General features: G+C 62.9%; 20 protein-coding genes and 1 pseudogene. 17 read left to right on the top strand and 4 right to left on the bottom strand.

What is annotated here, in order from left to right:
* Window positions 1-74 precede the first annotated feature (74 nt).
* Window positions 75-227 (bottom strand): hypothetical protein, encoded by a 153-nt coding sequence (locus D6T64_RS22470; protein ID WP_158594780.1) that lies wholly within the window; start codon window positions 225-227, stop codon window positions 75-77.
* Window positions 228-357: 130 nt separating this feature from the next.
* Here D6T64_RS22470 and D6T64_RS02935 point away from each other — a divergent pair, with 130 nt between their 5' ends.
* From D6T64_RS02935 to D6T64_RS23380, 17 genes and pseudogenes are all read left to right on the top strand, one after another.
* Entirely contained in the window at window positions 358-909 is a 552-nt protein-coding gene (locus D6T64_RS02935) for an RNA polymerase sigma factor (RefSeq protein ID WP_158594779.1), read from the top strand.
* Between the two features lie 815 nt (window positions 910-1,724).
* Window positions 1,725-2,753, top strand: a complete 1,029-nt coding sequence (gene pstC / locus D6T64_RS02925) for a phosphate ABC transporter permease subunit PstC (RefSeq protein WP_119971332.1) — start codon at window positions 1,725-1,727, stop codon at window positions 2,751-2,753.
* Between the two features lie 8 nt (window positions 2,754-2,761).
* Entirely contained in the window at window positions 2,762-4,054 is a 1,293-nt protein-coding gene (gene pstA, locus D6T64_RS02920) for a phosphate ABC transporter permease PstA (protein ID WP_119971329.1), read from the top strand.
* Window positions 4,051-5,766, top strand: coding sequence for a substrate-binding domain-containing protein (locus tag D6T64_RS02915; RefSeq protein WP_233550796.1), 1,716 nt, complete (start codon window positions 4,051-4,053; stop codon window positions 5,764-5,766). Before pstA ends, D6T64_RS02915 begins: the two co-directional genes overlap by 4 nt.
* Entirely contained in the window at window positions 5,763-8,468 is a 2,706-nt protein-coding gene (locus D6T64_RS02910) for a hypothetical protein (RefSeq protein WP_119971326.1), read from the top strand. The genes D6T64_RS02915 and D6T64_RS02910 overlap by 4 nt, the downstream gene beginning before the upstream one ends.
* 175 nt (window positions 8,469-8,643) lie before the next feature.
* A complete protein-coding gene (locus D6T64_RS02905; RefSeq protein WP_147364445.1) occupies window positions 8,644-9,813 on the top strand; it encodes a type 2 periplasmic-binding domain-containing protein in 1,170 nt (389 codons plus the stop codon).
* A gap of 563 nt (window positions 9,814-10,376) precedes the next feature.
* Window positions 10,377-11,360, top strand: coding sequence for a hypothetical protein (locus D6T64_RS02900; RefSeq protein WP_147364444.1), 984 nt, complete (start codon window positions 10,377-10,379; stop codon window positions 11,358-11,360).
* A gap of 119 nt (window positions 11,361-11,479) precedes the next feature.
* The gene (locus D6T64_RS02895; protein WP_119971316.1) at window positions 11,480-12,634 is read left to right on the top strand and encodes a WxL protein peptidoglycan domain-containing protein; all 1,155 of its coding nucleotides are present in this window, start codon (window positions 11,480-11,482) and stop codon (window positions 12,632-12,634) included.
* A complete protein-coding gene (locus D6T64_RS22810; protein ID WP_199719034.1) occupies window positions 12,631-13,473 on the top strand; it encodes a hypothetical protein in 843 nt (280 codons plus the stop codon). Before D6T64_RS02895 ends, D6T64_RS22810 begins: the two co-directional genes overlap by 4 nt.
* Window positions 13,474-13,694: 221 nt before the next feature.
* Window positions 13,695-14,561 (top strand): sortase, encoded by an 867-nt coding sequence (locus D6T64_RS02885; protein WP_158594778.1) that lies wholly within the window; start codon window positions 13,695-13,697, stop codon window positions 14,559-14,561.
* A 171-nt stretch (window positions 14,562-14,732) separates the two neighbouring features.
* Window positions 14,733-15,635 carry a phosphate ABC transporter ATP-binding protein PstB gene (pstB, locus tag D6T64_RS02880; RefSeq protein WP_119971349.1) on the top strand — a complete coding sequence of 301 codons (903 nt, stop codon included), beginning with the start codon at window positions 14,733-14,735 and terminating at the stop codon, window positions 15,633-15,635.
* Window positions 15,636-15,638: 3 nt separating this feature from the next.
* A complete protein-coding gene (locus tag D6T64_RS02875; RefSeq protein ID WP_119971307.1) occupies window positions 15,639-15,962 on the top strand; it encodes a hypothetical protein in 324 nt (107 codons plus the stop codon).
* Window positions 15,959-17,785: a protein kinase domain-containing protein gene (locus tag D6T64_RS02870; protein WP_119971304.1), complete on the top strand. Its 1,827-nt coding sequence runs from the start codon at window positions 15,959-15,961 to the stop codon at window positions 17,783-17,785. Before D6T64_RS02875 ends, D6T64_RS02870 begins: the two co-directional genes overlap by 4 nt.
* Window positions 17,786-17,805: 20 nt before the next feature.
* Window positions 17,806-18,690, top strand: coding sequence for a lytic transglycosylase domain-containing protein (locus D6T64_RS02865; RefSeq protein ID WP_233550795.1), 885 nt, complete (start codon window positions 17,806-17,808; stop codon window positions 18,688-18,690).
* 46 nt (window positions 18,691-18,736) lie between these two features.
* A pseudogene (locus tag D6T64_RS02860) lies at window positions 18,737-19,019 on the top strand (Tn3 family transposase); the annotation flags it as partial.
* A gap of 620 nt (window positions 19,020-19,639) precedes the next feature.
* Window positions 19,640-19,984: a hypothetical protein gene (locus tag D6T64_RS22160; RefSeq protein ID WP_147364443.1), complete on the top strand. Its 345-nt coding sequence runs from the start codon at window positions 19,640-19,642 to the stop codon at window positions 19,982-19,984.
* A gap of 1,375 nt (window positions 19,985-21,359) precedes the next feature.
* Window positions 21,360-21,494 (top strand): hypothetical protein, encoded by a 135-nt coding sequence (locus D6T64_RS23380; RefSeq protein WP_267900467.1) that lies wholly within the window; start codon window positions 21,360-21,362, stop codon window positions 21,492-21,494.
* Window positions 21,495-21,588: 94 nt separating this feature from the next.
* Here the strand turns inward: D6T64_RS23380 and D6T64_RS02845 are convergent, their stop codons facing one another.
* From D6T64_RS02845 to D6T64_RS02835, 3 genes are all read right to left on the bottom strand, one after another.
* On the bottom strand, window positions 21,589-22,011 hold the full coding sequence (locus tag D6T64_RS02845) for a DMT family transporter (RefSeq protein ID WP_119971294.1): 423 nt from the start codon (window positions 22,009-22,011) through the stop codon (window positions 21,589-21,591).
* 37 nt (window positions 22,012-22,048) lie between these two features.
* The gene (locus tag D6T64_RS02840) at window positions 22,049-22,369 is read right to left on the bottom strand and encodes a DMT family transporter (protein ID WP_119971291.1); all 321 of its coding nucleotides are present in this window, start codon (window positions 22,367-22,369) and stop codon (window positions 22,049-22,051) included.
* A gap of 132 nt (window positions 22,370-22,501) precedes the next feature.
* A complete protein-coding gene (locus tag D6T64_RS02835; protein WP_119971288.1) occupies window positions 22,502-22,981 on the bottom strand; it encodes a MarR family winged helix-turn-helix transcriptional regulator in 480 nt (159 codons plus the stop codon).
* Between the last annotated feature and the right edge of the window lie 244 nt (window positions 22,982-23,225).

Here is a 23,225-nt window from a genome sequence, read left to right as displayed (position 1 = left end):
TCGAAATGAACCCTAAGTAAGTTCTATTTTTCCTGATCCGAGTGGCATTCTCGGTTTAACGCGCCGCTACAACCTCAACTCGACCGGTGGATCGAGGCTAAGAGCACGGTGAAATGTGTGTAGGGCAGTTCACGCATCAGGGTTCCCGCAGGAGGAGCCGGCAGCGGCAGAGGAACGTCAAGGAAGTCGGTGTTGTATCCAGAAGGATGAAATAGTGCGGCGTTCATGGTGATAGTCAAACAGCCCGAGCTAGTACACAAGGTGCAACCTATTTCAGCTTGGTCACGTGTTGTTGGGGTCACGGGTTGAGCGATGCGTGTCTTTACTGTGATTTCTTGTTGCGGTACAGTCCCCTTGATGGACGCGACGGGGGATCTGCGTCTCGTCGCTGCCGCTTCACGTGGTGACGAGCGGGCTTTCGGTGACCTCTATGACCTTTATGTTGGGCCGGTGTTTCTGCAGGCCGCGCGCGAACTCGGGAGTGAGGACGCCGCTGAAGATGTGACTCAGGAAGTCTTCGCGATTGCGTGGCGAAAGCTTGCGAGGATTCGGATGGTGAATGGGTCGATTTTGCCGTGGTTGCTTGTGACGTGTCGAAATGTGACCGCCAATAGGTTGCGTTCGGCTGGCCGCCGGCCAGCCATCGTGAATTTGGATGTTCAAGGACCTAATATTCTTGAGGCAGAATTACTCGATGCACGACTGGACTCGCGGATGTTGATGGACCGAGTTGAGGAGGAGGTGGTAACGATGCCCTTTCTGGATCAGCAGGTGTACCACGCCATCATCGGTCAAGGAGCCTCGTATGAAGAGACGTCGCGGTCCCTCGATATCTCGGTACCTTCCGTGCGCAAACGATTGAATCGAGTGCGTTCGCGACTGAAAAGCAAGTTGGGCGATGCCCGGTGAACGGGCTGCAGTTGTCAGACGAACGCCGAGCTGCGATGCGCAAGCGGGTGTTGGAGTATGTCGACCACCACAAGCGCAGACACACGCGCCTTGCCCTGGCCGGCATCGGCGTGGTCGCGACCGTCTCGCTCGGCCTAGCGGTCGTGGTTGTGATCACTACCCAGGGAAGTACAGGGCGAGGGGGTGTCGTGTTGCACGACGTCCAGCATGCACGCAGCGCACTCTGACGGTGCGGTAAAACACCGATATCATCACCGCTCACCACGACGACGCGCTTGAATGGCGCTCAGGTCTCCGGCAGACAGGCGTGATCGGCCCGGACATGACGTCTGACCGATGGGCGTCTTTGCTCAGGTGCACGGCGTGTGTGCGTGCAGCGACAGTACTCTAGTGGTGCGCACTACGGGTGGGTCTGTTTTCTGCGCGATAGGCGCACTGAAAGAGTACTGTGCCTTTTCCCGCGGTTCAGTCGTGATCCGCAACTCGCATTCCACCCCAGTTTGTCCACCGTGAGGTAATCGTTACCCCTCCTCCGAAGTGTTCATCATATGTCTGCCGAAGTGTGGTTGACAGTTACCCAGATCTTCGGCTGAGAACAGATTTGGCCATGAGCCCGACGGCCATACTTGCTAGCGGGGCATAAACCGGGCAGTCAATATCCGTGATTTTGTGTCCCGAGAGCGCCAGCTGATCACGGTTGGTGGGTGCCGAGGGGAACGAATATTGATCACGTCGAACACGCCGCATAGCGCGATTCTGAAGTATCATCAGATCCCGCACAGTGCAGACCTCTCCCCTCGTCACGGATCTCACACATGACGGGCTCCAACACCCGTGAAGCGTTCCGCGCGACTGATGGCTCAAGTGGACAAGAGGATAGTCCGCGGCAGCTGACCACGGTGCGCGGCGCGTCCGACAGCGTTTTCCGTGTCGCTGCGCACGGCGGTGGCGTTGTGGTGTTGTTGAGCATGACTCTCGTCGGTCTCTTCCTCGCGGTCAGGGGCGCGGAGGCTATCGCCGCGGCTGGACCGTCGTTTCTCACCGAACAGGACTGGGAACCCAACTCCGGCCGCTTTGGAATTGCTGCTGTGTTGTTTGGCACCGTGGTGATCGCGTTGATCGCGATCTTCGTCGCTCTGCCGCTTGCGGTCGGTACCGCGACGTATATCTCGGAATACGCCCCGTTGGGGCTGAGGCCGCTGCTGGTGGGCATCGTCGATTTGATGGCCGCAATCCCCTCTGTGGTGTACGGCCTCTGGGGCATGTTTTGGCTCGAAGGGGCGATCTTGCCGGTTGCCCAGTGGATTTCGACCTACTTCGGGTGGATTCCGGTCTTCAACGTTCCCAACTTCAATCCAGGGGATCCCCTCGCGACACCGACGGTGTTCACCGCGAGCGCCTTCCTGGCTGGTTTGGTGGTAGCGATGATGGTCGCTCCCGTAGCGGCGTCGATCATGCGTGAGGTCTTCGCGCAGGCTCCGATCGGCGAGCGTGAGGGGGCTCTGGCTCTGGGATCGACTAAGTGGGGGATGATCCGTTCGGTGGTCTATCCGTTCGGTCTGGGCGGCATGATCGGTGGTGCCATGCTCGGCCTCGGTCGGGCGCTCGGGGAGACAATCGCGGTCTACCTTGTCATCTCGCCCGTCTTCGTGATTCAGCCGAACATTTTGCAGACCGGCAGCAACTCGATCTCCTCGTTGATCGCACTGCGGTACGGGGAAGCCTCCCCCTTTGAGCTGTCGGCTCTCATGGCAGCGGGGCTTGTTTTGTTCCTCATCACGATGCTGGTCAACTTCGGTGCCGGCATCATCATCCAACGTTCCCGTTCCGGCGCGGCAAGCTGAGAGACCCGATGACAATCACTGACACTCCCCGCCCGCAGCGGCGTGCGCAACGACCCGGACGCATCACCCGCACCTCGGTTCCGGGCCGTGACGGCCGCAGCAGCCATCCCACCCGCCCCGAGACGCGGCGAAACCTCGCTCGGATCCGCCGCGACGACGTGTTGCGCGTCGTGGGCGCAGCGGCAGCAGCCGTCGCCGGCACCGCCTGGTTGTTTGCTCAGGTTTTCCCCTTCGAGGGGCCGCTCACTTTCGTCGTGATCGCTTACCTGCTCTTCGTCGGGTTCTTTGTGGTGTTGATCAGCTTCGACGACAACCGGGTGACAGTGACCGACCGAGTCGCGGCCGTGGTGATGCACTCGTTGGCGGCGGTGCTAATTTTGGCGCTTGCAGTGGTGGTTGTTTTCACTCTCGGTCGTGGGTCCGAGGCCTTTCTCAATTGGAACTTCTGGGTGCAGGACCTATCTTTGGCCGGCCCGCTCGATCCGATGACCGTCGGCGGCATGGCGCACGCGGCCATTGGCACGCTGATCATGATCTCGATTTCTCTCGCTATCTCGATCCCGCTGGGGCTTCTCTGCGCGGTGTTCCTCGCCGAGTTTCCGAGTCCTTTCGCACGCCTCGTGCGCACGGTTGTCGAGGCCATGACGGCGCTGCCATCGATTGTGTGCGGCCTCTTCATTTACGCCACCTACATCCTGCTGTTCGGTTTCGACAAGTCTGGTTTCGCCGCGAGCTTGGCGATTACGATCATGGTCCTGCCGATCATCATCCGCTCGGCCGATGTGGTGTTGCGCCTCGTGCCCAGCACTCTAAAAGAGGCATCGCTCGCCCTCGGCACCAGCCAATGGCGCACGATCTGGCACGTGGTGCTGCCCACCAGCAAGTCCGGTCTGATGACCGCGATCATCCTCGGCACGGCCCGTGGCATTGGGGAGACCGCGCCGGTGCTACTCACCGCTGGCTACACGACCTACTACAACCTCAACCCGTTCACGGGCCCGATGGTGTCACTCCCGTTCGCCACCTTCACACTCGTGAAGTCGCCCGAGCCCTCTCAGATCGCACGCGGTTTCGGGGCGGCAGCGGTGCTCATGGTGCTGGTGTTTGTGTTGTTCCTTGTCGCTCGCATCATCGGCGGTAAGGGAGCCGGCGTGCTCTCACCTGGGGGGCAAGCCCGCGCCCGCGCCGCGTCCCTGCGCGATGCCGAGCGCTTCGCTCACCGCGACCCCGTTATCACTGGTCCCAACGATTCGCCAGCTCCGTCACCGCCTGCCCTCAACGACCGAAAGGGCACCCTGTGAGCCTGCCAAAGATTGCCCGTTGGAGTGTAGTGCGTGTATCCGTCGCGTTGCTTGGCCTTGCCCTGATCGCCTCTGGCGTTTTCGGAGCCGCTGGTGCTCTACCTGCCTACGCCGTCGGAACGGTGCATTCGCCGATCGTGGGTTCAGGCTCCACCTGGTCGGCCAATGCGCTGCAGGCGTGGATTCGTAACGTGTGGGCTAACTACCAGTGGAAGATCACCTACTCCGAGTCCGGCTCGACTCAGGGTCGAAACGATTTCGCGAACGGCACCTCCGACTTCGGCGTCTCGGAGATTCCGTACGCCATCGCCAACAGCAATGAGGCGGATATTCGCCCCAGTCGCGAATTCGCCTACATGCCGATCGTCGCCGGCGGCACCGCATTCATGTACAACCTCGAAATTGGTGGTAAGCGGGTAACCAACCTGCGACTGTCGGGCGATACCATCGCGAAGATCTTCACCGGCGTGATCACTCGTTGGGACGACCCCCAGGTGAAAGTCGACAATCCCGCCCTCGTACTCCCTTCCATCCCGATCGTTCCGGTGGTGCGTTCTGACGGTTCCGGCGCCACCGCGCAGGTGTCGATCTGGCTTCGACAAGAGCATGCGGGCCTGTGGGATGCGTACTGCCCGAAGGTTGGGCGTCCCCTGGTGAATGATCATTGCGGCGTCACGAGCAACTACCCGGTCATTCCCGGTTCCGGATTCGTCGCCCGATCCGGATCCAACGGTGTCGCCGGCTACGTGGCACTCCCGCATGCCGTGGGGGCGATCACCTTCGTCGAGTACTCTTACGCCCTGAACTCGGGCTACCCCGTCGCCAAGGTGCTCAACGGTGCCGGCTACTACACCGAGCCGACCGCTCAGAATGTTGCCGTTGGACTGCTCAGTGCTCAAATCAACGAAGACACCGCCTCACCCGAGTACCTCACCCAAGACCTCACCAACGTTTACACATCTGCTGACCCGCGCACGTATTCCCTCTCTTCGTACTCGTACAGCATCCTGCCTACGGCGCTGGGAGGCAGCTTCACCGAGAACAAGGGCTTGACCCTGGCGGATTTCGGCGCCTATTTTCTTTGTGAGGGCCAGCAGAGCGCCGAAGTGCTCGGCTACTCGCCGCTACCGATCAACCTCGTGCAGGCTGGGCAGAAGCAGCTGCAGAAGGTGCCGGGTGGTAACCCCGTGATCAAGGGCATCACCGACTGCAACAACCCCACTTTCTCGCCGGACGGTTCAAACAAGCTGGCGAACGAGGCACCGTACCCGGCCGATTGCGACAAGCAGGGTGCAACCCAGTGCACCACCGGTACGGGGGGGGCCAAGGACACGCCCACTGGTCCGGGGGCGGCAACGGGCCCGGGAGCTGCAACGGGCCCGGGAGTTGGGACGGGCCCGGGGGCTGGAACTGCCGCCGGCGATGAAACGGGGGCAGGTGGTGGGCCGGCGGCAGGTGACGGGCAGCAAGCGGCCGGCAGCGAGGGGGTGCTGGATGCGGAGACGGCGCCGGTCATCGTGGCTGCATCCCCGCAGTCCATCCCCGTGGCAGCGGTAAGCCTGCTGCCGTCATTGGCCATGGCTGGTTTCGGCGGCGGCCTGTTCGCCTTCTCGGCGATACCACCGATCCTGGGCAAACGAGGTCGCACGAGCCTGCTGCCCGATCCTGCTGACGGTATTGCAGACACATCGAGAGGACTGACACGCTCATGACTACCGCTTCAGCTCAGCACCATTCGACCCGCAAGCGCCTCGCGCAGGCGGTGAGCCTCGTCACTGTAGCCCTGCTTGCCGGGGGTGTCATGTCGGTGAACGCAGCATCATCCGCCCAAGCCGTGGAAGATGATTCGTCCGTGACGGTGAAGTGGGCCGGCGGCAACAGCGCCGATCTACAGCAGTACCAGGTGGACCATGCCGGGCGGCTCAGCGACGCAACGGGCAACGACGCCGGCTCCGGCCATTGGGACGACTTCAAAAACCTCCAAATCACCGTCTCGCAGACCGCCGGCCTCAGCGACGGCGCCATCACCGTCTCGGCGTCGGGCATGGCCCCCACCAGGAATCAGAGGTGGGACGGAAGTGCGAGCAACTACCTGCAGCTCATGCAGTGTTGGGGCCCCGACCCGCTTGCCGACGACTTCGCAGAAACCTGCCAATACGGCGGCTGGGGTACGTCCACCGGCGGCATGAGTGGGCCGGATCTTATGGCGAGAATAATCGGCGATGATACGTACAACCGTGGCGAACGCAACGCCACAAATGTCGAACAGGGACAGGGGACGCTTCCGTTTCGTTCGGTCAGCGGTGAGGTGAGCGAACCGTACACGGTGGAATATAACAATGCTCCGATCACCTACAGCGGGCTCGGGACGTTTTTTAACGCCAACACGTCAAACGAGGTGCCGTTCCTGCCTATCGATATCGACGGTCATGCCAGTACGGCCTTCGGGGTGCAGTCGGCGGCAGCGGCGCCCCACCTTGGCTGCGGCAACCCGGCATCCGCCGCTGCACAGCGGTGTTGGCTCGTGGCGGTACCCCGCGGAGTACACTCCGGCGGGATCGAGGGGAACCCCGCGTCAGATTGCATGCTAACGAACTTCGGCGGCCGGCCCTACGGCGCCGCAAATGACCAGCAGGTGGGATCGCCGGTTACGCCGGACTGTTCTTTCTTCGACGACCGGATCGTGATCCCCCTGGACTTTTTGGACCCCTCCGGGTCGTGTCCGGCCGGTGCCGCGGAACGCCGCCTGGTTGGCAGTGACACGGTTACCCTGGCGATCAGTGCCTGGCAGCCGGCGCTTTGCGCTGCCGACGGTGGTGCCACCTACAGCCTCAGCACGAACTCCGGCAACGTGAACCGCTCCCAGTTGCTCACCGGCCAGGCCGATATGGCCCTGGTGTCGTCCCCCGTCAGCGCATCCAGTATCGGGCTGACCGATCCTGCCCTGGTTGAGGCGGCCGATGTGCAGTACGGACCCATCGCCAACACCGGGCTGGTCTTTGGCTTCGTCATCGCTGACGGAACGACCCAGTACACCGACGTGAAGCTGACGCCCCGGCTGCTCGCCAAACTGCTCACCGCGTCGTACTGGAGGGACAAACCGTTTCTTGACGCGAGCTTTAAATCGACTCAGAGTCTCTCCAGGGAGCTGTCCGTCGCGCAGACGCTGCCAGAGGACCCGGAGTGGGCCGCCCTCGGCAACCCGGTCGAGTTCAGCAACATGAATGGGCAGGGCTTCGTCGTTGTCGGGCCGCAGGGTGACGACGCGGTGCAAGCGCTCTGGTCGTATATCCAGGCTGATGCCGACGCGCGCGCCTTCCTGGCGGGCGAACCTGACCCCTGGGGCGGAGTCGTGAACCCCTACTTCCTGCCGGCGGACCACGCCAACGCCGTCGGCGGCGGGCTTCCCGTCAATCTTGCGACCGATCCCATCGACACCTTCCTCAAGGCCGACCAGTCGATCACCCCCGACAAAGCGCAGGCTGTTGAGAGGTTTCAAGGTAACCAGCTCGACAGTGTCGCCGCGTTCCCGTATTCCACCAGCTTCACCTCGAACGCATCCCGAATCTTCAGCATCGACACCAGGACTACGTCCACTTGGGACCCGCTGAAACCCGTGGGCGCACTGGGTAACGGTGCGTTCGTCCCCGCGCCGCCGGGTTCAGCGGTAAGTCAGAAGTTCATCATGGGGCCGACCACGGCTGCGTCGGCGGCGCGCTTTAGCCTGGGCACGGCGAGCCTGCCACTGCCCTTAGCCGAACTGACCAGCGATAAAACGGTAGCCAGCGCGCGTTCCTTCACCCGGCCGAGCCCCGAATCGATGCAGAGTGCGGCGGCCGGCGCGAGTGTGGACGCTGAAACCGGATTCGCCCAGATCGACCTCGCCACCCTCAGAGACGGCGCGTATCCGCTCACCCTTGCGGTGAACGCCGCCGCGAACCTGGCGTCGACCTCGTTGGACGCGACGGCACGCACCGAGTATGCGAAGTTGCTGCGCTACGCCGCTGCTGACGGCAACACGGTTGGAACCGGGGTGGGGCAGCTGCCGCCGGGCTTTGCGCCCCTCACCAAGGCCCAGACGGCCGCGACCATTCGATTCGCCGATGCTCTGGTTGCGCCCCCGACGCTTCCTGCGGGCCCGACGCTCCCAACGCTTCCGACTGCCCCGGTGACCGAGGTTGCCCTGCCCGCGCCGGTGGCGGGAACGACGGGTGTGTCCGTCGTGGGCGCGTCGCCGGAGGCTGCCGCACTGACTCAGGTTCAGGTGACGCAGACGCCGGTGCAGCTCACGGCCGCCAACACCGAGCTCACCTCGTCGGCTGCGCAGGGCGCGCTCGGTATCAGCCTGCTGATCGGTATCGGCGGCCTCGCCGCGGCACCGTTTTTGCTGCGCAGACGAGGTGTCACCTCGTGACCGGCTGAAGTATCACCACGCGGCGGCGTGCGGCGCCTCCCACAGCTACTCGATCGGTTTCGGTCCCCGGCCGAAAGAGGAAGCCCCTCACCCATCTCGCAAAAGCCAGGTGAGGGGCTGAAGGCCCACAAGGGCCAATGTAACAAGGGGAAAAAATATCAGAAGGTATGAGCTAATGCAAATGAAGAAGAAGTGGCGCCTTGGCGCCATCGCCGCCGCTGCCGCGGTAGCCACCATATTCACAGGCTCGTCCGCAGCATTTGCGGATCCCAGCGGTGCTCCGACCTACCGTGCGCTGAGCGGCGTGGGATCGGACACCACTCAAGACCTGAACAACGGTCTCTCCTCGGCCATGCTCTCGGAACAAACCCGTGTCGCAGGTTCGTATAACGCGACGAACCCCACTACCGGTGCTATCCACGACCTGATCACCACCCGCACCGGCGGGCCGAGCTTTGAACGACCGAACGGTTCGAGTGAGGGTGTCAACGCGCTGAAGGCCGCGAAGACAGGTACGGCATGGCGCGGTGTCACGCTGAGCGACGCAGACCTCCAGTTTGCCCGCTCGTCCAGTGCCGCATCCCAGTGGGTAGATGGTGGAACGTACTCCTACATTCCGCTGGCCCTCGACGCGGTGAGCTTTGCCGTGCACTCCAGCAACACGACGATTCCGCACGACCTCACCCAAGCCCAGCTGACGGCGATCTACAGTGCTGCCAACGGGGCCAACGTAACCATCAACGGAACCAGCTACAAAGTGGGCACTGAAGGAACGGCCGGCGTTCAGATCACTCCGTTCATCCCCCAACTGGGATCGGGTACGCGCAGCTTCTGGCAGTCGCAGCTCGCACCGACTGGTTTTGGTTCCGCAGTCGATGACGCCTACACCGGCGGCGGCGTGCAGGAGCACGACGGAAGCGTGCTGGCCGCGCTCCCGACGGCGATAATGCCGTTCTCGATCGCCCAGTGGGTCGCTCAGAACAACAAGGCCACCATCGAGTCGCAGTACGCCGGAGTGAGCATCACCGACCGTCGCCATGGCGCAATCCTCGGCACAATCGGTGGAATTGCGCCCACGACCGGCACCGCGCCGGTCGCGCTCAACACCACGTTCCCGATAGCACGCCCGGTCTTCACCGTCGTCGAGAACGCAGAGCTGGCCACGAACGCGCAGCTTGCCGCCGCCTTCAGCGGAGCATCCGCTCAGGCATACACGACGAACCGGCCTGGCCCGTCGACCGCGCTCGTCATCACCGACTTCGGGTTCGGCAGCCTGGCGGGCGGCGTCACCATTGGCAGCAGGACCTACACTGCCGGCGACACCACGTCGCACCGCGCTAACTAGATACCCGTAGTACCGGGGCTGGGGCGGTCGTTTTCAGCGGCCGCCCCAGCTTTGCGCAGTGATGTGCGCCATCAATTGTGAAAGACTTTTCCGCCCCGATTTCGAGCGGGATTCATCCGAAACCGCTTTCTCACCGGACAATGCGTCTACAACCAGAGAGATAAACAATGAAGGCATCCCGAACGGCGGCCGGTCGACAAGCGACCGGCGCGTCAATCGTCATGACAATCGTGCTCGCGCTCCTTGCGGGCGCGCCGACGGCAGCCCATGCAGCAGACGTGGTCCTCGACCCGGCGCTGCAGATCACCGGCGCACCCCTCGTTTTCGATCCCGTGAGTCGAACGGGCGATTTTTTCGCATCGAAAACATCTGCGCTTGTGTTAGGCCCGGACGTGATCTCGAACGAATTGGCCAATTGTCCCGTCGGCTACCGAAGCTCGTCACGCTCCCTCGTCATCGCTCCCGACGGCACAGTATCGCCAGCTGCGGAGTGGGTACGCACTCCGCCAGGTAATTATTATGGTCTGAACGAGACCGCGGGCGAGTACATCTACTTGGACGGCATGGCCGCCGTCCGTTGGAACGAGGTCACGTTTCAGACCGGCCTCAACCGGTTCATCGTGACGTGCGATCCCACGCTTCGAACCATGACCGACTCGTTCGCTGATTCCAAATACTTTCTCGTTACCCTTGACGTGAACGTCGCAGCGAAATCGTGGACGGTAGTTGCCAATCCGGTGAATGAGGAAAAGCTCACTCCGTCGATCGCTTTCACAAAAACCATCGCCAACGCTGACGGCTCGGTCACTTTGACGTCCACTGTCTCCGCTGGCGCGGGTGTGGCGACCGACGCCACCGGTGTTGTATCCATCTCCGGCAGTTACTCCGGGCTGGCCACACCGGTCAGCGGTGAGGCGGCAGTTTCGGCCGGGGTGGCCACCTGGAGAACACCGGTGCTTGACGCAGACCGGACGTATACCTTCACGGCTGGCTACACGGCGAAGGGCGACACGAAATACACCGACTCCGCCGTCAACGCGACGACGACGGTCACCACCGTCGCCGGGCCGACACCGCCGCAGAACACCGCCATCACCGTCACGATCCCGGCGTCTGCTACCGGATTGAAGTTCACGATGACTCCGGGTGCTGTGGCCCTCAATCAGGCCGCCCTCGACGGCACCTCGTATGTGGCCACCGGATCGCTTGGCCAAGTCACCGTCTCTGACAACCGCCGGGCCCGCACCGCGTGGACCCTCGGCGGCAACTCGACCAACTTCGTCAACACCGCCGATGCCACGCAGACCATCGCAGCGAACAGTCTTGGCTGGAAGCCTGCCCTGGTCGGTGCGACCAATGCCGGCACGGCCGGCATTGAGGTCATCGCCGGAGCCTCCGGGGGACTGTCTGCCAGCACCCCCCTCGCCCAGGCCGTGGCCGGGGTCAGCACCGCGGACACCACCATCAATGCCGGCATCACGCTGAAAGCTCCAGCCGACTCGGCAGCTGGCGACTACACCGCAACACTCACTCTCACCCTTATCTAGGCACCATCTGTTTGGCCGCATCCCGCTGACTTCGGTGGGCAGGATGCGGCACCGGGGTCGCGCCTGACCAGTTCACTCCTGACACGTTCACTCGTGATTCGTGCAAACCGAAAGATTCTATGACTACTCGTGTTTCGGCCCTCGCGCGACTGACGGCGGCCCTCGCCGCAGCCCTGCTTCTGGCTTCTGCCACCGCGGCGTTCGCTGAGGGGGAGAACGCTGTGACCTGGAGCGTGCAGCCGTCAACGCCGCAGGGACCGGATGATCGCCCCGAGTTCGACTACACCGTCGCCCCGGGCGCCACCATCAGCGACTGGGTCGCCATCTCCAACTTCTCCTCCCGTCCCGCCACTTTCCGGGTGCACGCGGCAGACGCCACAACCAACTACACCACCGCCGCCTTCACCCTGATCGGTGCTGACCAAGCATCTGTCGACGCGGGAGCGTGGACATCCGTCGACTCCGCCGCGGCGGTCTGTGCTGATACCAACGACGCGGCCGAAAGAGCCTGCGCGGCAGGTCTGGGCGTGACCATCACCCTCGAGCCCGGCAGTCGCGCCGATGTGCCCTTTACTGTGACTGTGCCCCACGATGCGACACCGGGCGATCACGCCGCGGGCATCGTGGCCTCGTTCCAGTCCGAAGCGGTCGATTCCACCGGGTCAGCCGTCAGCGTTGAGCAGCGGGTGGGCACCCGCATCTATCTGCGGGTTGAGGGTGCCCTGCTTCCCAAGCTGGCACTGACCGGGCTTGTCTCGGGCTATGACGGCTCCTGGAACCCTTTCGGCGGCGGTACCGGGCGGATCGGATTTGACGTGGCCAATACGGGCAATATGCGCCTGACGGCCACGCCGGCCGTGCACCTCACCGGCCCCTTCGGCACCGATTTCGGCACCGTGACCCTCGACCCGGTAACCGATGTGCTGCCCGGCGGCGTTGCCCATGTGGAGGCTCTTTTTGCCGACGTGCCGCCGCTCGTGCTGCTGTTCGCCGATATCACCCTCGCTGCCGCTCCGGCTTCCGGTGTTGCAGCAGCGCAGGATGCTGCGCCTGCCGTTCTTTCGGAGTCCACCGTCGCCTGGGCGGTGCCGTGGTCTCTGCTCGGGACCATCGCGGTGCTCGGTGGTGGTACTGGGACCTGGTTCTGGTGGCGTCGCCGGTCGCGACAGCTCCTGGGATTTGAGCTTGCAGCCTTCGCCGAGCAGATCCGTACCGAAGAACGCATCAACCGCGGGGCATCTGCCCCCGAACACGAAAGTGAGACCGCCCGATGAACGCTGTTCCCGTAACTTTCACCCCGAGCGGGACTCATCCGCCCAAACGCCGCAGCGCCGGGCGCCTGGTGGCATCAGCTCTGCTGCTCGGTGCGGTGACGTCGAGTCTTGGGCTTGCGGGCGGCGGTGCGGCGTTCGCCGCTGACGGTCAGGACACCGACTTCACGGTGACGATCCCCACGGCGACGCCGACGCCGACGCCCACACCAACACCAACACCGTCGCCGTCGCCGACAACCGACGCGACTCCGACGCCTGAGCCCACGATTGCTCCGGTGGCCACGGTACCTCGCGCGAACGTGGGTGGTGTAGGCGGTGGTGGTACCGGGACAGGTGACTCCGGTGGCGGCGCCGGAGGCGTAGATGGCGTTGCGGCCGAGTGCACTCCGGCTGAGCCGACCGTTCCGACGGTTCCGGCCACGACCGGTGAAAATGCCACCGTTGACCAAGAAGTGTATGAGCCGGGGCAGAACGTGACCGCAACGGCCATTGGCTACGGCGCCGGAGAGCAGGTGCAGTTGGTCATGTTCTCTGAGCCGGCCTTGGTCGGTAGCTTCACCGCTGATGACCAAGGTCAGGTTCAGGCTGTGTTCCCCGTCGATGAGGCTGCCCTGCCGGGCACGCACGCGGTGCAGTTCACGGGGTGGTGCACAAAGATCGCCTTGACCAGTGTGTTGGTCGGCTCCGACGTGTTGGTGGCCTCGGCTACCTCGTTTCCGGTGTGGGTCTGGGGAGCCGGCGGCGTTGTCGGTGCGGCCGGGCTGGTACTGGCTGGCGGGCACCTACTTCGTGTGATGCGGGTCCCAGCGCCGCACTCGGCCGCGGCGACGAGCGTCTGATGGTGACGCCCACCGCTGCGCCTGCCCCCTCGAGCATGCCCGACACTCTGAGCGCGGCAGCGCCGTCACGGTCGCCGTCGCGACCGCCTGGCATCAACCGTTTTGCGGTCACTGAGAAGTTCAGTCGAGTGCTTGCGCCGCACCGGGCCGCGCCCAGCGGTGGCACACGGAAGCCGCCCCCTCGAGGCCCGGCGCGGGCGGGTGGCTCGCGGCTTCCGCCGATGCCGCGCGAGCTCGCGCCGAAGAATGCGCGCTGGTGGGTTGGCGCAGCGATTCTGACTGTGTCACTGTTACTTGTTGGGTTCGTGGGCCATGTGGCGCTGTTCTCTGTCTTCCAGCACCATCGTGCCCAAGACCTCAGCTATCAGCAGCTGCGCACGACACTCGCCAAGGCGGAGACCCCGGTCGGTCAACTTGATCTGGATGCCGAACTCGTGACCATCGGCACTCCGGTGGCCCTTCTACAGATTGGGGCGACGAAGCTTACTGAAGTAGTCGTCGAGGGGTCGACCGGTGAGGCGCTGCGCGCCGGTGCCGGTCACCGCCGGGATTCGGTGATGCCCGGTCAGGCTGGCACGAGCGTGATCCTCGGACGACAAACCGCGTATGGAGGACCGTTTGGTTCTGTGAGCCAGTTGAAACCGGGCGATGAGATCGCTGTGACGACCGGACAAGGAGTGCACAGCTACACCGTGTTCGCCTTGCGCCGGGCGGGCGACCCGATGCCGGCGCCACTGGCGCAAGGAAAAGGCCGGCTGGAGTTGATGACCGCGGACGGTCTCGCGCTCTTCCCGTCCGGTGTGCTGCACGTTGACGCCGAACTCACCTCGCCCGTGCAGATCACCCCAACTAAGGTACTTGCCTACCCGGCGCTGCCCCCGATCGAGCGGGCAATGGGACAGGACCAGAGCCGTCTGTTCAGTTCCTTCTTCATGTTGGTCATTTTTGTCGCAGCCGGAATTACACTCTGGTGGCTCTGGACTCGCTGGGGCAAATGGCAAGCGTGGCTGATCGGTGTGCCCGTCATGCTGGCCCTCGGCGTCACCGTTGCAGACACCATCATGAACGCGCTGCCCAATCTTCTCTGACTTCCTCGCATACCTGAACGTCAACCCCACTGATACTCAAGGACACCAATGACTGCCCAGTCTCAATCTCGGCCCGCTGACCACAACGACCTGACCGACGTACACCTGACGGCTGCGGATGCCGCGGAGCTCGCGGCCGTGCGCGTACCTCTGCACGCCGAAGATCCCTCGATGGACCTCACCGCGGTACTAGAGTCCGTTGAGAGCGACAAGTTGCTTGGTACGCGGCCGGAGACCTCCCGCAATGCGGATGCTGAAATCGTCGACGTCCTTGTTCACTCTGATGCGCCGCGACCGGTCTTGTCGGCTCTGGAGGCGCGGGATATCTCCGCGTGGTTCGGCACCCACAAGGTGCTTGAACGAGTCTCGCTCACGATGGAAGCTGGCCAGGTGACAGCTTTGATTGGTCCGTCCGGCTGTGGTAAGAGCACGTTTCTGCGCATTCTTAACCGTATGCACGAACTGGTACCTCTGGCGTCGTTGGCCGGTGAGGTAGTACTTGACGGAGCTGACATCTACGACCGCACGCGCAAGCTCACTGACGCGCGACGCCACATCGGGATGGTATTTCAAAAGCCCAACCCCTTCCCGGCGATGTCCATCTACGACAATGTGGTCGCAGGCCTCAAACTCACGGGCATCCGCGCCTCTCGCGACGAGAAAGACGAAGTCGTCGAACGCAGCCTCACCAGCGCCGGACTCTGGCGCGAGGTCAAGGACCGGCTACGCCAACCGGGCGGTGGGCTCTCGGGCGGGCAGCAGCAGCGGCTCTGCATCGCGCGCTCACTCGCGGTAAAACCGAAGGTGCTGCTGATGGACGAACCCTGCTCGGCGCTTGACCCCACGTCGACGCGCGTGATTGAGGAGACAATGAGCGAACTGCAAAAGGAGGTCACAATCGTGATCGTCACCCACAACATGCAGCAGGCCCAACGGGTCTCGCAGAAGTGTGCATTCTTTCTGGCATCCCACAGCACGCCAGGCGGAATCGTGGAGCACGGCGATACGGATGCGATGTTCTCCGAACCTCAGGACGAGCGAACTTTCGATTACGTGAATGGTCGGTTCGGGTAGCTCATGAGTGGGAACGCTCCACCGGATTGGTCGCTCATCCTCGGGTCTTCCATCGTGCAGGCCGCCTGTGCGAGCCCGGAACGTGCCCTCGAAACAATCGTGTCGACTGCACAACCGTGTAACGACAACATCAGTGTCAGCGTTGTTGGCGACATCACGGGTGACGAAATCGGCATGCTGGTGTTCGGGATCATCACGGGCATCGTGTTGCTGGTCACACTCATTATTGTGACCACACTCCGTATGGCGCGTGCGTGGCGGCAAACGGCTCTGCATCAACTAATTGAACGCGGCTCCGACGACCCGAATGGAACTTCGGACAGATGAGACCCGCCAACGACGCAGAATTACTCGACGGGCGGTACCGACTGGGCGAGCTTCTCGGTGTCGGCGGCTCGGCATCCGTGTTCGCCGCGGAAGACACCACCACTAGCCGTGAACGCGATCAGACGCCCGCGGTCGCAGTGAAGATGTTGCATCCGCATCTCTGTCGTGACGCCGCCACGCGGGAGGCGTTCTTTCGGGAGGCGCGCGCCGCGAAACTACTACGGCACCCCAACGTCGTCACCGTACACGAGTTTGGGCTGCATGAAGCAGGTGGCGTAACAATGGCGTGGATCGCCTTCGATCTCGTTGACGGGCCCACCATCGCTGACTGGGTCCAAGACAACGGCCCCCTCCGCCCCGCCGCCGCGGCGGCCGTGCTCGACGGTGTGCTCGCCGCGCTCGAGGCCGCGCATGCGATAGGGATCGTACACCGGGACGTCACCCCACAGAACGTGATCCTCGACGGCACTGGCAGAGTGCACACGGAGGAAGCGGTCACCAGCGCCCAGGTGCGACTGGTCGATTTCGGGCTCGCCGCCGCGACCGGTTGTACGGCTCTTGGCAGCGATGTACTCCTCACCGAGCATGACTTTGCGGCGAACGGCGGCGGCGGTGCCGCTGAGGCGGGGAGTACCGAATCGGCGCGGACCGGGGTGGTGGGCAATGTGAACTTTATGTCGCCCGAGCATGCACAGGGTAAACCCGTGCGCGCCGCCGGTGACCTGTATCAGTGCGGTGCGCTGCTGTACTTCATGCTCACCGGGCAGCCGCCGTACCCGCGGGACGCGGCAGCCCTCGTGCTCGAGGCGCACGTCTCAGCACCCCCACCGGTGCCCTCCGTGCTGGTACCGGCAGCGCGGTCGCTGGATCGCATCGTGACGCGAGCGATGACGAAAACACCGGCGCGGCGTTATCGCACCGCGGCGGAGTTTCGTACAGTCCTCGCCGATGCCATCAGCCGGGACTCGAGCCAACTCATCGCCGCGGATACGACCGATATCGGGCTGAACGAAACAGCTACCAAAGTGCTGTTGCCCGGAAAACTAGGCGATCTCGACTATCTCAGTTCCACGTCTGCCGAAATCGATCAGGAAAACACGCAAACGCTGCCTGTCGGAGGTTCTGGCGGTATTGTCGCCGTGATCAGCATCGCTGCCGTGATCGGGCTGACGATCTGGGGAGCCCTGTTCGCGACGGCTAGCCCCGCGCCGACTGCGCCGACAGCTTCGGCGTCTGCGGCCGCCCCGACAGCATCCTCCGCGCCAACCATGCCGCCAACCATGCCGCCAACCATGCCGCCAACCATGCCGCCAACCATGCCGCCAACCCTGCCGCCAACCATGCCGCCGACCGTGCCGGATCAGGTCGTGATGCCGACGCTGTTTGGCACACTCACCGACGCGGAGACCACGCTGCGCGCTGCGGGGCTAGTGTTGGGCACCATCACCCGCCTGGAGTCGGCTGAAACCAGCGACCGAATTCTCAGTCAGTACCCCTCTGCCGGTGAGACGCTCCCCGCTAGCTCCACCGTGGATGTCACCGTCGCAAGCGGCACAAACACGGTGCCGCAGGTGAGCGGAATGAGCGCCGCGGCGGCGACCGCACTGCTGCAATCGGCGGGCTTCGAGGGTGCGATTATTCCCGTGGATGGTTCGGTGACGGCGACTGTGACCGGTACGCAGCCCGGTGCCGGAGCGGTGCTTCGTGTCGGGCTGACCGTGACACTGCTCGTGTCCACACTCGCTCCCTCTTCTAGCCCGGCACCGGAGCCGACTGCGACCCGACCACCCGCAACGCTGCCCGGCGAGCAGGATCCAGCATGAGCAAACACAGACAAGGCACCATGAGTGCTGAACCCACGAGTCCGGTGGAGCACGGCGACGACGAGGCACCCTGTGCTGATGTCACATATGAGTGGCGTAAAGAACGCACAGTTCTCGCGCAGATCGGGTTGTTCCTTAGTGTTGGTGTGGTCGCCGTGATGGCGACCGCCGCGCTGAACCTTGCCAGTTTGACGGCTGCACCAATTCAGCTGCCTACGACCATGACGAAGGTCGCCCCGCTCCCGGGCAGCGCCACCGTGAGCGGACAGCTTTCATTGAGTCAGCAGAACGCCCCGGCCGCGTCGTTGGGGTCGGCGAGTGCGGCGGTGGCGCCCACCATGAGTGTCGACCCGGTGTGGGCGGAGAAGGTGTCCGCCGCGACCGGGATTCCACGTCGAGCCCTTACCGCCTATGCCGCCGCTGACCTGACCGTCGATGCTGAACAACCCGGCTGCGGGATCGGCTGGAACACTCTCGCCGCGATCGGAGAGATCGAGTCAGGGCACGGCAGCCACGGCGGCTCTGTGCTCAGCGACACGGGATACCCGACACCCGCGATTCGAGGGATTGCGCTCGATGGTAGTGGGGTCGCCGCCATTACCGACACCGACGGTGGTGTGTGGGACGATGATGCGGTGTGGGACCGAGCAGTCGGGCCGATGCAGTTTATTCCGGATACGTGGGCGCGGTGGGGTGCAGATGGCAGTGGTGACGGTGCCGCCGACCCGAACCAGATCGACGATGCGGCCCTGGCAACCGCGCGGTACCTGTGTCATGGCGGCGACATGACTGGAAGCGAGACTTGGCGCGCCGCCGTATTCTCGTATAACCACGTCGATTCGTATGTGAACGATGTTGCCGCTGTGGCCAACCAATACGCGCAGCACTCAGCAGGCGCACGATGAGCATCCCCAGCCTCTGTAATGATTATTAGTTGGTAGGCGAGGCTCGAATTGCCTTGGTCGAGCCGTGTTCTTCAACCGGCTCGGAGAAATCCACCATCGACCAACAACGCAACCGTCCCAGCGGGCCGAACTTCGTCCTGGTCGCGATCATCCTCTGGAACACGGTCTACCTCGACCACACCACCACCACTGAGGATCCTGCACATGACCCGCTACTCCCACACCTTTCGCTTTTGGGCTGGGAACATATCAGCCTCCTCGGCGATTACCTCTGGACACGCGGCAGCCGAAGTCAATACGGACTTCGCGTCATTTCGGCGGTGGAATGATCCCCTCGACCGAAAGTTTGACTAGAGGCCTGTCCCCGAGAGGCGCGTCGAGATCAATGAGTAGCGAGCCCTGAAACGCGAGGCTAGTGCACGTGTTGGGTGCTTCCGGCAAGGTGCCCTGGATGAGAGCCACAGCGACTTCCGAACCGGTTTGTTTCGTGATTGTGCGTGTTCCGTAGCACGCAGGATTCTCTCCGACGAAGAACACCCGAACCTGGGTGTCCGAGACGTTCTCTGAATCTGTCCACGGCAGAACTCTTTCCCCAACGAGATCATCGCGTGGAATCTCATCTTTAGATGCGGGGCTGCCACTTGCAGAGGGAGCGGGCACTGCAGTGGAGCTGTCCTCTTCGATCCCGGGCGAGCCACCAGAAAAGTTGGTTGAACACGCAGATGATCCCAGAATACACACGGCTAAAAGCGCTCCCGCCACGAGTCGTGTCGATCTCAACAAATCTGTCCCCTGCCAAACTGCACCTGTTGGTGAATAGCATAGCCCGAATGGGTTACCGTCGAGCGTGCGGAAACTTTGGGTGGCTGCGGTTCTCGTACTGTCGAGCCTGGGGCTCACGGCGTGCGTGCCGCTCGGGTTCGCATGTTCGGCCGTTGGTTACCCCAGCGTGGCCAAGATCGCGTTGGCTGAGCCGACGGCGGGCGTCGAGCTTGAGCTGTGTGATGGTGCGGGTTGCGTACCGGGACCGCCGATGGCGCCTGTCGAGATGCAGCCAGCGCGTACAACGGTGGAGCCGATTGTTGAAGATACGGGTGTGTTCACTCTCGTCGGAGACGGTGTTTCAGGTTGGAGCGCGGACTTTGTCGGCGGCCAATCGGTGGTCGGATATCGATTGATTGACACGGTCGGTGGAGTGGTTGCCGAGGGCACCATCGACGTCGACTGGGTTCGTGTTGGCGGAACTGAGCGGTGTGGTGGACCTAGAAAAGCGGAGATCGAACTGCCCTCCTGAGGGGCCCAGCCGATCGTCCGAGTGAATTACCGGGCCGCTCGAACCTCCGCATCCACTGCGTCTGCAGGCCGGACGTGTACTTGCAGTTTTTTGCAACGATCGGTGGAAGTGCCGTTACCTTCCCGGCTGCTGACGGGAACTGTTGGCGATGAGGGCCGTGACAAGAAGCAAGGATACGGTCGCGGGGATACTGCCCAATCTGGTTCACCCATACGCGGTGATCCGATTTCCATGGCTCAATCGGACACGAATCATAATTGGCGTGAAATAGAAGATGCTCCTGAGGCTCGTCGCTGTATTTGCTTCGCTTTTCTCGCTATGTGTCGCAGCGCTCTGCGCGGTCGGAGCGGTTCCACCGAACCAAGTCATTGGACTACGCACGAATACAGCCCTGCGGTCCAAGCCAACGTGGAGCACGGCACACCGGCGAGCACTTATCCCTGTGGCGGTCACGACTTTGGCAGTTGCCGGTTGCTGGCTTCTCTATTCCGCTGGGATTGTCGAGAGCAGCGCAGCTGTCGCGTTCGGCTTCATTGTCCGCGTGGCTGGATTGCTATGGGCATGGGCGCATGGCGTCCGAGGCGTTTGAACGCCCCGCGGAAGATGCCGTAAGGATGAACGTTGTGTTGCTGTGTGCTGCGCATAGTCGGCGCGCAGCCAGTTGAGGCTTCCCCTTTCTTATCTGTCGGCGGCCACGGGCAAGTGCCCACAGCCGGTCAATATGGAAGTGGACTGCCTTCGTCACATGGCCACGGGGCCAGCCCATCGCCGGCCAGTCGTATCGCTTGACGGTGGTGCCGGGAAGGCACCACAGTCCGATTTCACACGCCAGCAACGCATGGCCCGGACACGTCGCGGCCCGTCGCACCGGGTGCGTCAACAGCCGCACAGCCGCTCGTCGGTGACCCCTCTCGCCTTCGATCGCAAGGAATTCCGCCGGGACGTGCCTCGGCGTTACCGTGTAGTCCCACCTGCGCTGAAGGACGTGAGTGCTGACGAGGTATGTCCGGTCGCGCATGTGACGGTACGTCTTTCAAACTTCTGGTGGTCAAAACACATGCCCATAGGTGGCCATCGCCTATAGCCATATACGGGCTCCGACGTCGCCGTGCATGGGCTGATTCTCGTGGCCGCTGACATTCTGAGAAGCCAAACAATCGAGAAAGGGCGTACACGGCTGAGCGGTTTGACTTTGACCAGGTCGGCTCCCGTTTTGAGGCGTGTCGCCCGTTCGTTCAAGATTCGTTTGCTCGGGTGAGTCTATTTTTCGGGGAGTCGGGGCGAGTTTTGACATCAGCGTAGGGTCGTACCGAGAATGACTGCGCTGTATCGCGCGCTAACCAGCAAGTTAGCTGGCCTCCATTAGCGTTGAGGAATGAGTTCTCTCGTTCCCACCGACGACGCCGACACGCTCGAGAGCATCAAACGGCTTGTGCATGAGGCGCGCTACATTGCCCAGCGCCGAGTGAACACCGAAATGCTCCGGCTCTACTGGCAATCGGAGCGATGATCTATAGAGTGACAGACGACGGCTGGGAGGGTGGCCGCCGGCGAAGACCAGAGCGCGGTCGTGACCACAGTGGTCTTCCTGGCAGCCATCCACGTCACCCCTGTTCGTCGACCGGCGTCGTAGGGTCAGTGGTGTTGGGGGTGAGCGTGGCGCTGTCGGCGAGTTTGAGCCAGACGACTCCGCCGATGATGACTGCCAGCCAGAAGGCCTTGACCAGGGTTAAGGCCTCATCGAAGAAGACTGGGCCGAGGAGTGCGGCGCCGACCGCGCCGATGCCGGCCCACACGGCGTAGCCGATCCCAACGTCGATCTTCTTCAAGGCGACGCTGAGGAAGAACAGGGTGAACAGGAAGAAAATGATGGCGACGATCGACCAGACGAGGTTGGTAAACCCTTTGCTTCCGTTCACGCTGAGGGCGTAGCCAACTTCGAAGACTCCGGCCACTAGCAGGGCCAGCCAGGGGCCTGTTTTCTTTTCGGCGGTCACCGGTGGCGGTGTGTGTGTCGTGGTGGTCATGAGAGGTGTCCTTTCACGGTGATTGGGTGAGGGTGGTTTATGCGGCGCCGGCGAGGTTGAGTCCGACGACGCCGGCGATGACGATGAGGATGCCTAGAAGTTTCTTCCAGGTCAGGCGCTGGGAGAGAAATAGTGCACCGACGATGACGATCCCGACGCCGGCCAGCGAGGTCCAGAGGGCGTATCCGACGCCGACATCGAAGGTCAGCAGGGCCAGGCTGAGAAAGAAGGTGGCGATCGCGCCGCTGACGAGCGTGCCGATCGTCCACCACAGTTTCGTGAAGCCTTGTGCCTTGCCTGCCAAGATGCCGACGGCGACCTCGAAGAGGACGGCGATGCCCAGGTAGAGCCAACTCATTGTGATGTTCCTTTCGATTCGCTACGGGCTCGCAGGTGCGCGCCCGTAGCGTGTGGGGTGCGCTGACACACAATACTTGTATGTACATGCAGATAATTAGGCGTGAAGAGGGTAGCCGTAACGGCTTGTGATTTAGGGCGTGAGCAACCCCTCGATCTCGCGCAGGGCGTATCCAAGTTGCTTGGTGTCGATGCTTGGGAAGTGCTCCGAGGCTGGAGTCAGGAGTCCACTGATGCGATCCTCATAAGGGGATCGCACGCTGTGCACCAGTGCCTCGCCTTGCTCAGTGATGACCGCATAGACGCCGCGGCCATCATCCGCGCAGAGATCGCGGCGCACATGCCCCTTCGCCTCCAAACGGTTCACCAGGCGCGTCGCCGAGCTTTGGTTCAGACCGACGCGCTGTGCGAGATCATTGACGCGCAGCTCCTTGTCGGAGGCCTGGCTCACGAGGGTCAGGGCACGGAACTCGGTGAGTCCGACTCGATACGTATCCGCAAGCCATCGATCAAGGTTTGCGTCCATTGCGGACGAGAACGCGGCAACCCTCGACCAGGCGGTGCTGACGCCGGCCTGGACTGGTTGGCTTGGCTCAGGTAACTGCATGTGCATGCAATTACCGTAGCACAGGGTGCGCGGCCACCTCGCGGGGTTCCGTCGCGCTCCCGAGAAAAATTTGAGTGTCGCGTTGTTCCAGTGCAACTTTGGTCGCTTCGAGCAATTCCGCGGCCCTCTACAACGTAGGGTTCTGAGACAGCCGGAAGGGGCGCATTGTTGTCGCGTCGACTCTCAGAATCCGCCCCCCCTTCACCGGGCATTTTCTCGGGCGGGTCTTACGGGAATGTCTGCCGTGGGT

The sequence above is a fragment of the Cryobacterium melibiosiphilum genome, from assembly GCF_003602235.1.
GTDB lineage: Bacteria > Actinomycetota > Actinomycetes > Actinomycetales > Microbacteriaceae > Cryobacterium > Cryobacterium melibiosiphilum.
This window is presented reverse-complemented; position numbering and strand designations above follow the sequence as displayed.

Coding starts and splice junctions, on each gene's coding strand:
- D6T64_RS23380 (WP_267900467.1), top strand. CDS start 21,360: ATGAGTTCTCTCGTTCCCACCGACGACGCCGACACGCTCGAGAGCATC.
- D6T64_RS22470 (WP_158594780.1), bottom strand. CDS start 227: ATGAACGCCGCACTATTTCATCCTTCTGGATACAACACCGACTTCCTT.
- pstC (WP_119971332.1), top strand. CDS start 1,725: ATGACGGGCTCCAACACCCGTGAAGCGTTCCGCGCGACTGATGGCTCA.
- D6T64_RS02875 (WP_119971307.1), top strand. CDS start 15,639: ATGAGTGGGAACGCTCCACCGGATTGGTCGCTCATCCTCGGGTCTTCC.
- D6T64_RS02870 (WP_119971304.1), top strand. CDS start 15,959: ATGAGACCCGCCAACGACGCAGAATTACTCGACGGGCGGTACCGACTG.
- D6T64_RS02865 (WP_233550795.1), top strand. CDS start 17,806: ATGAGTGCTGAACCCACGAGTCCGGTGGAGCACGGCGACGACGAGGCA.
- D6T64_RS02845 (WP_119971294.1), bottom strand. CDS start 22,011: ATGACCACCACGACACACACACCGCCACCGGTGACCGCCGAAAAGAAA.
- D6T64_RS02885 (WP_158594778.1), top strand. CDS start 13,695: ATGCCGCGCGAGCTCGCGCCGAAGAATGCGCGCTGGTGGGTTGGCGCA.
- pstA (WP_119971329.1), top strand. CDS start 2,762: ATGACAATCACTGACACTCCCCGCCCGCAGCGGCGTGCGCAACGACCC.
- D6T64_RS02835 (WP_119971288.1), bottom strand. CDS start 22,981: ATGCACATGCAGTTACCTGAGCCAAGCCAACCAGTCCAGGCCGGCGTC.
- D6T64_RS02910 (WP_119971326.1), top strand. CDS start 5,763: ATGACTACCGCTTCAGCTCAGCACCATTCGACCCGCAAGCGCCTCGCG.
- D6T64_RS22810 (WP_199719034.1), top strand. CDS start 12,631: ATGAACGCTGTTCCCGTAACTTTCACCCCGAGCGGGACTCATCCGCCC.
- D6T64_RS02935 (WP_158594779.1), top strand. CDS start 358: ATGGACGCGACGGGGGATCTGCGTCTCGTCGCTGCCGCTTCACGTGGT.
- D6T64_RS02900 (WP_147364444.1), top strand. CDS start 10,377: ATGGCCGCCGTCCGTTGGAACGAGGTCACGTTTCAGACCGGCCTCAAC.
- pstB (WP_119971349.1), top strand. CDS start 14,733: ATGGACCTCACCGCGGTACTAGAGTCCGTTGAGAGCGACAAGTTGCTT.
- D6T64_RS02905 (WP_147364445.1), top strand. CDS start 8,644: ATGCAAATGAAGAAGAAGTGGCGCCTTGGCGCCATCGCCGCCGCTGCC.
- D6T64_RS02895 (WP_119971316.1), top strand. CDS start 11,480: ATGACTACTCGTGTTTCGGCCCTCGCGCGACTGACGGCGGCCCTCGCC.
- D6T64_RS02840 (WP_119971291.1), bottom strand. CDS start 22,369: ATGAGTTGGCTCTACCTGGGCATCGCCGTCCTCTTCGAGGTCGCCGTC.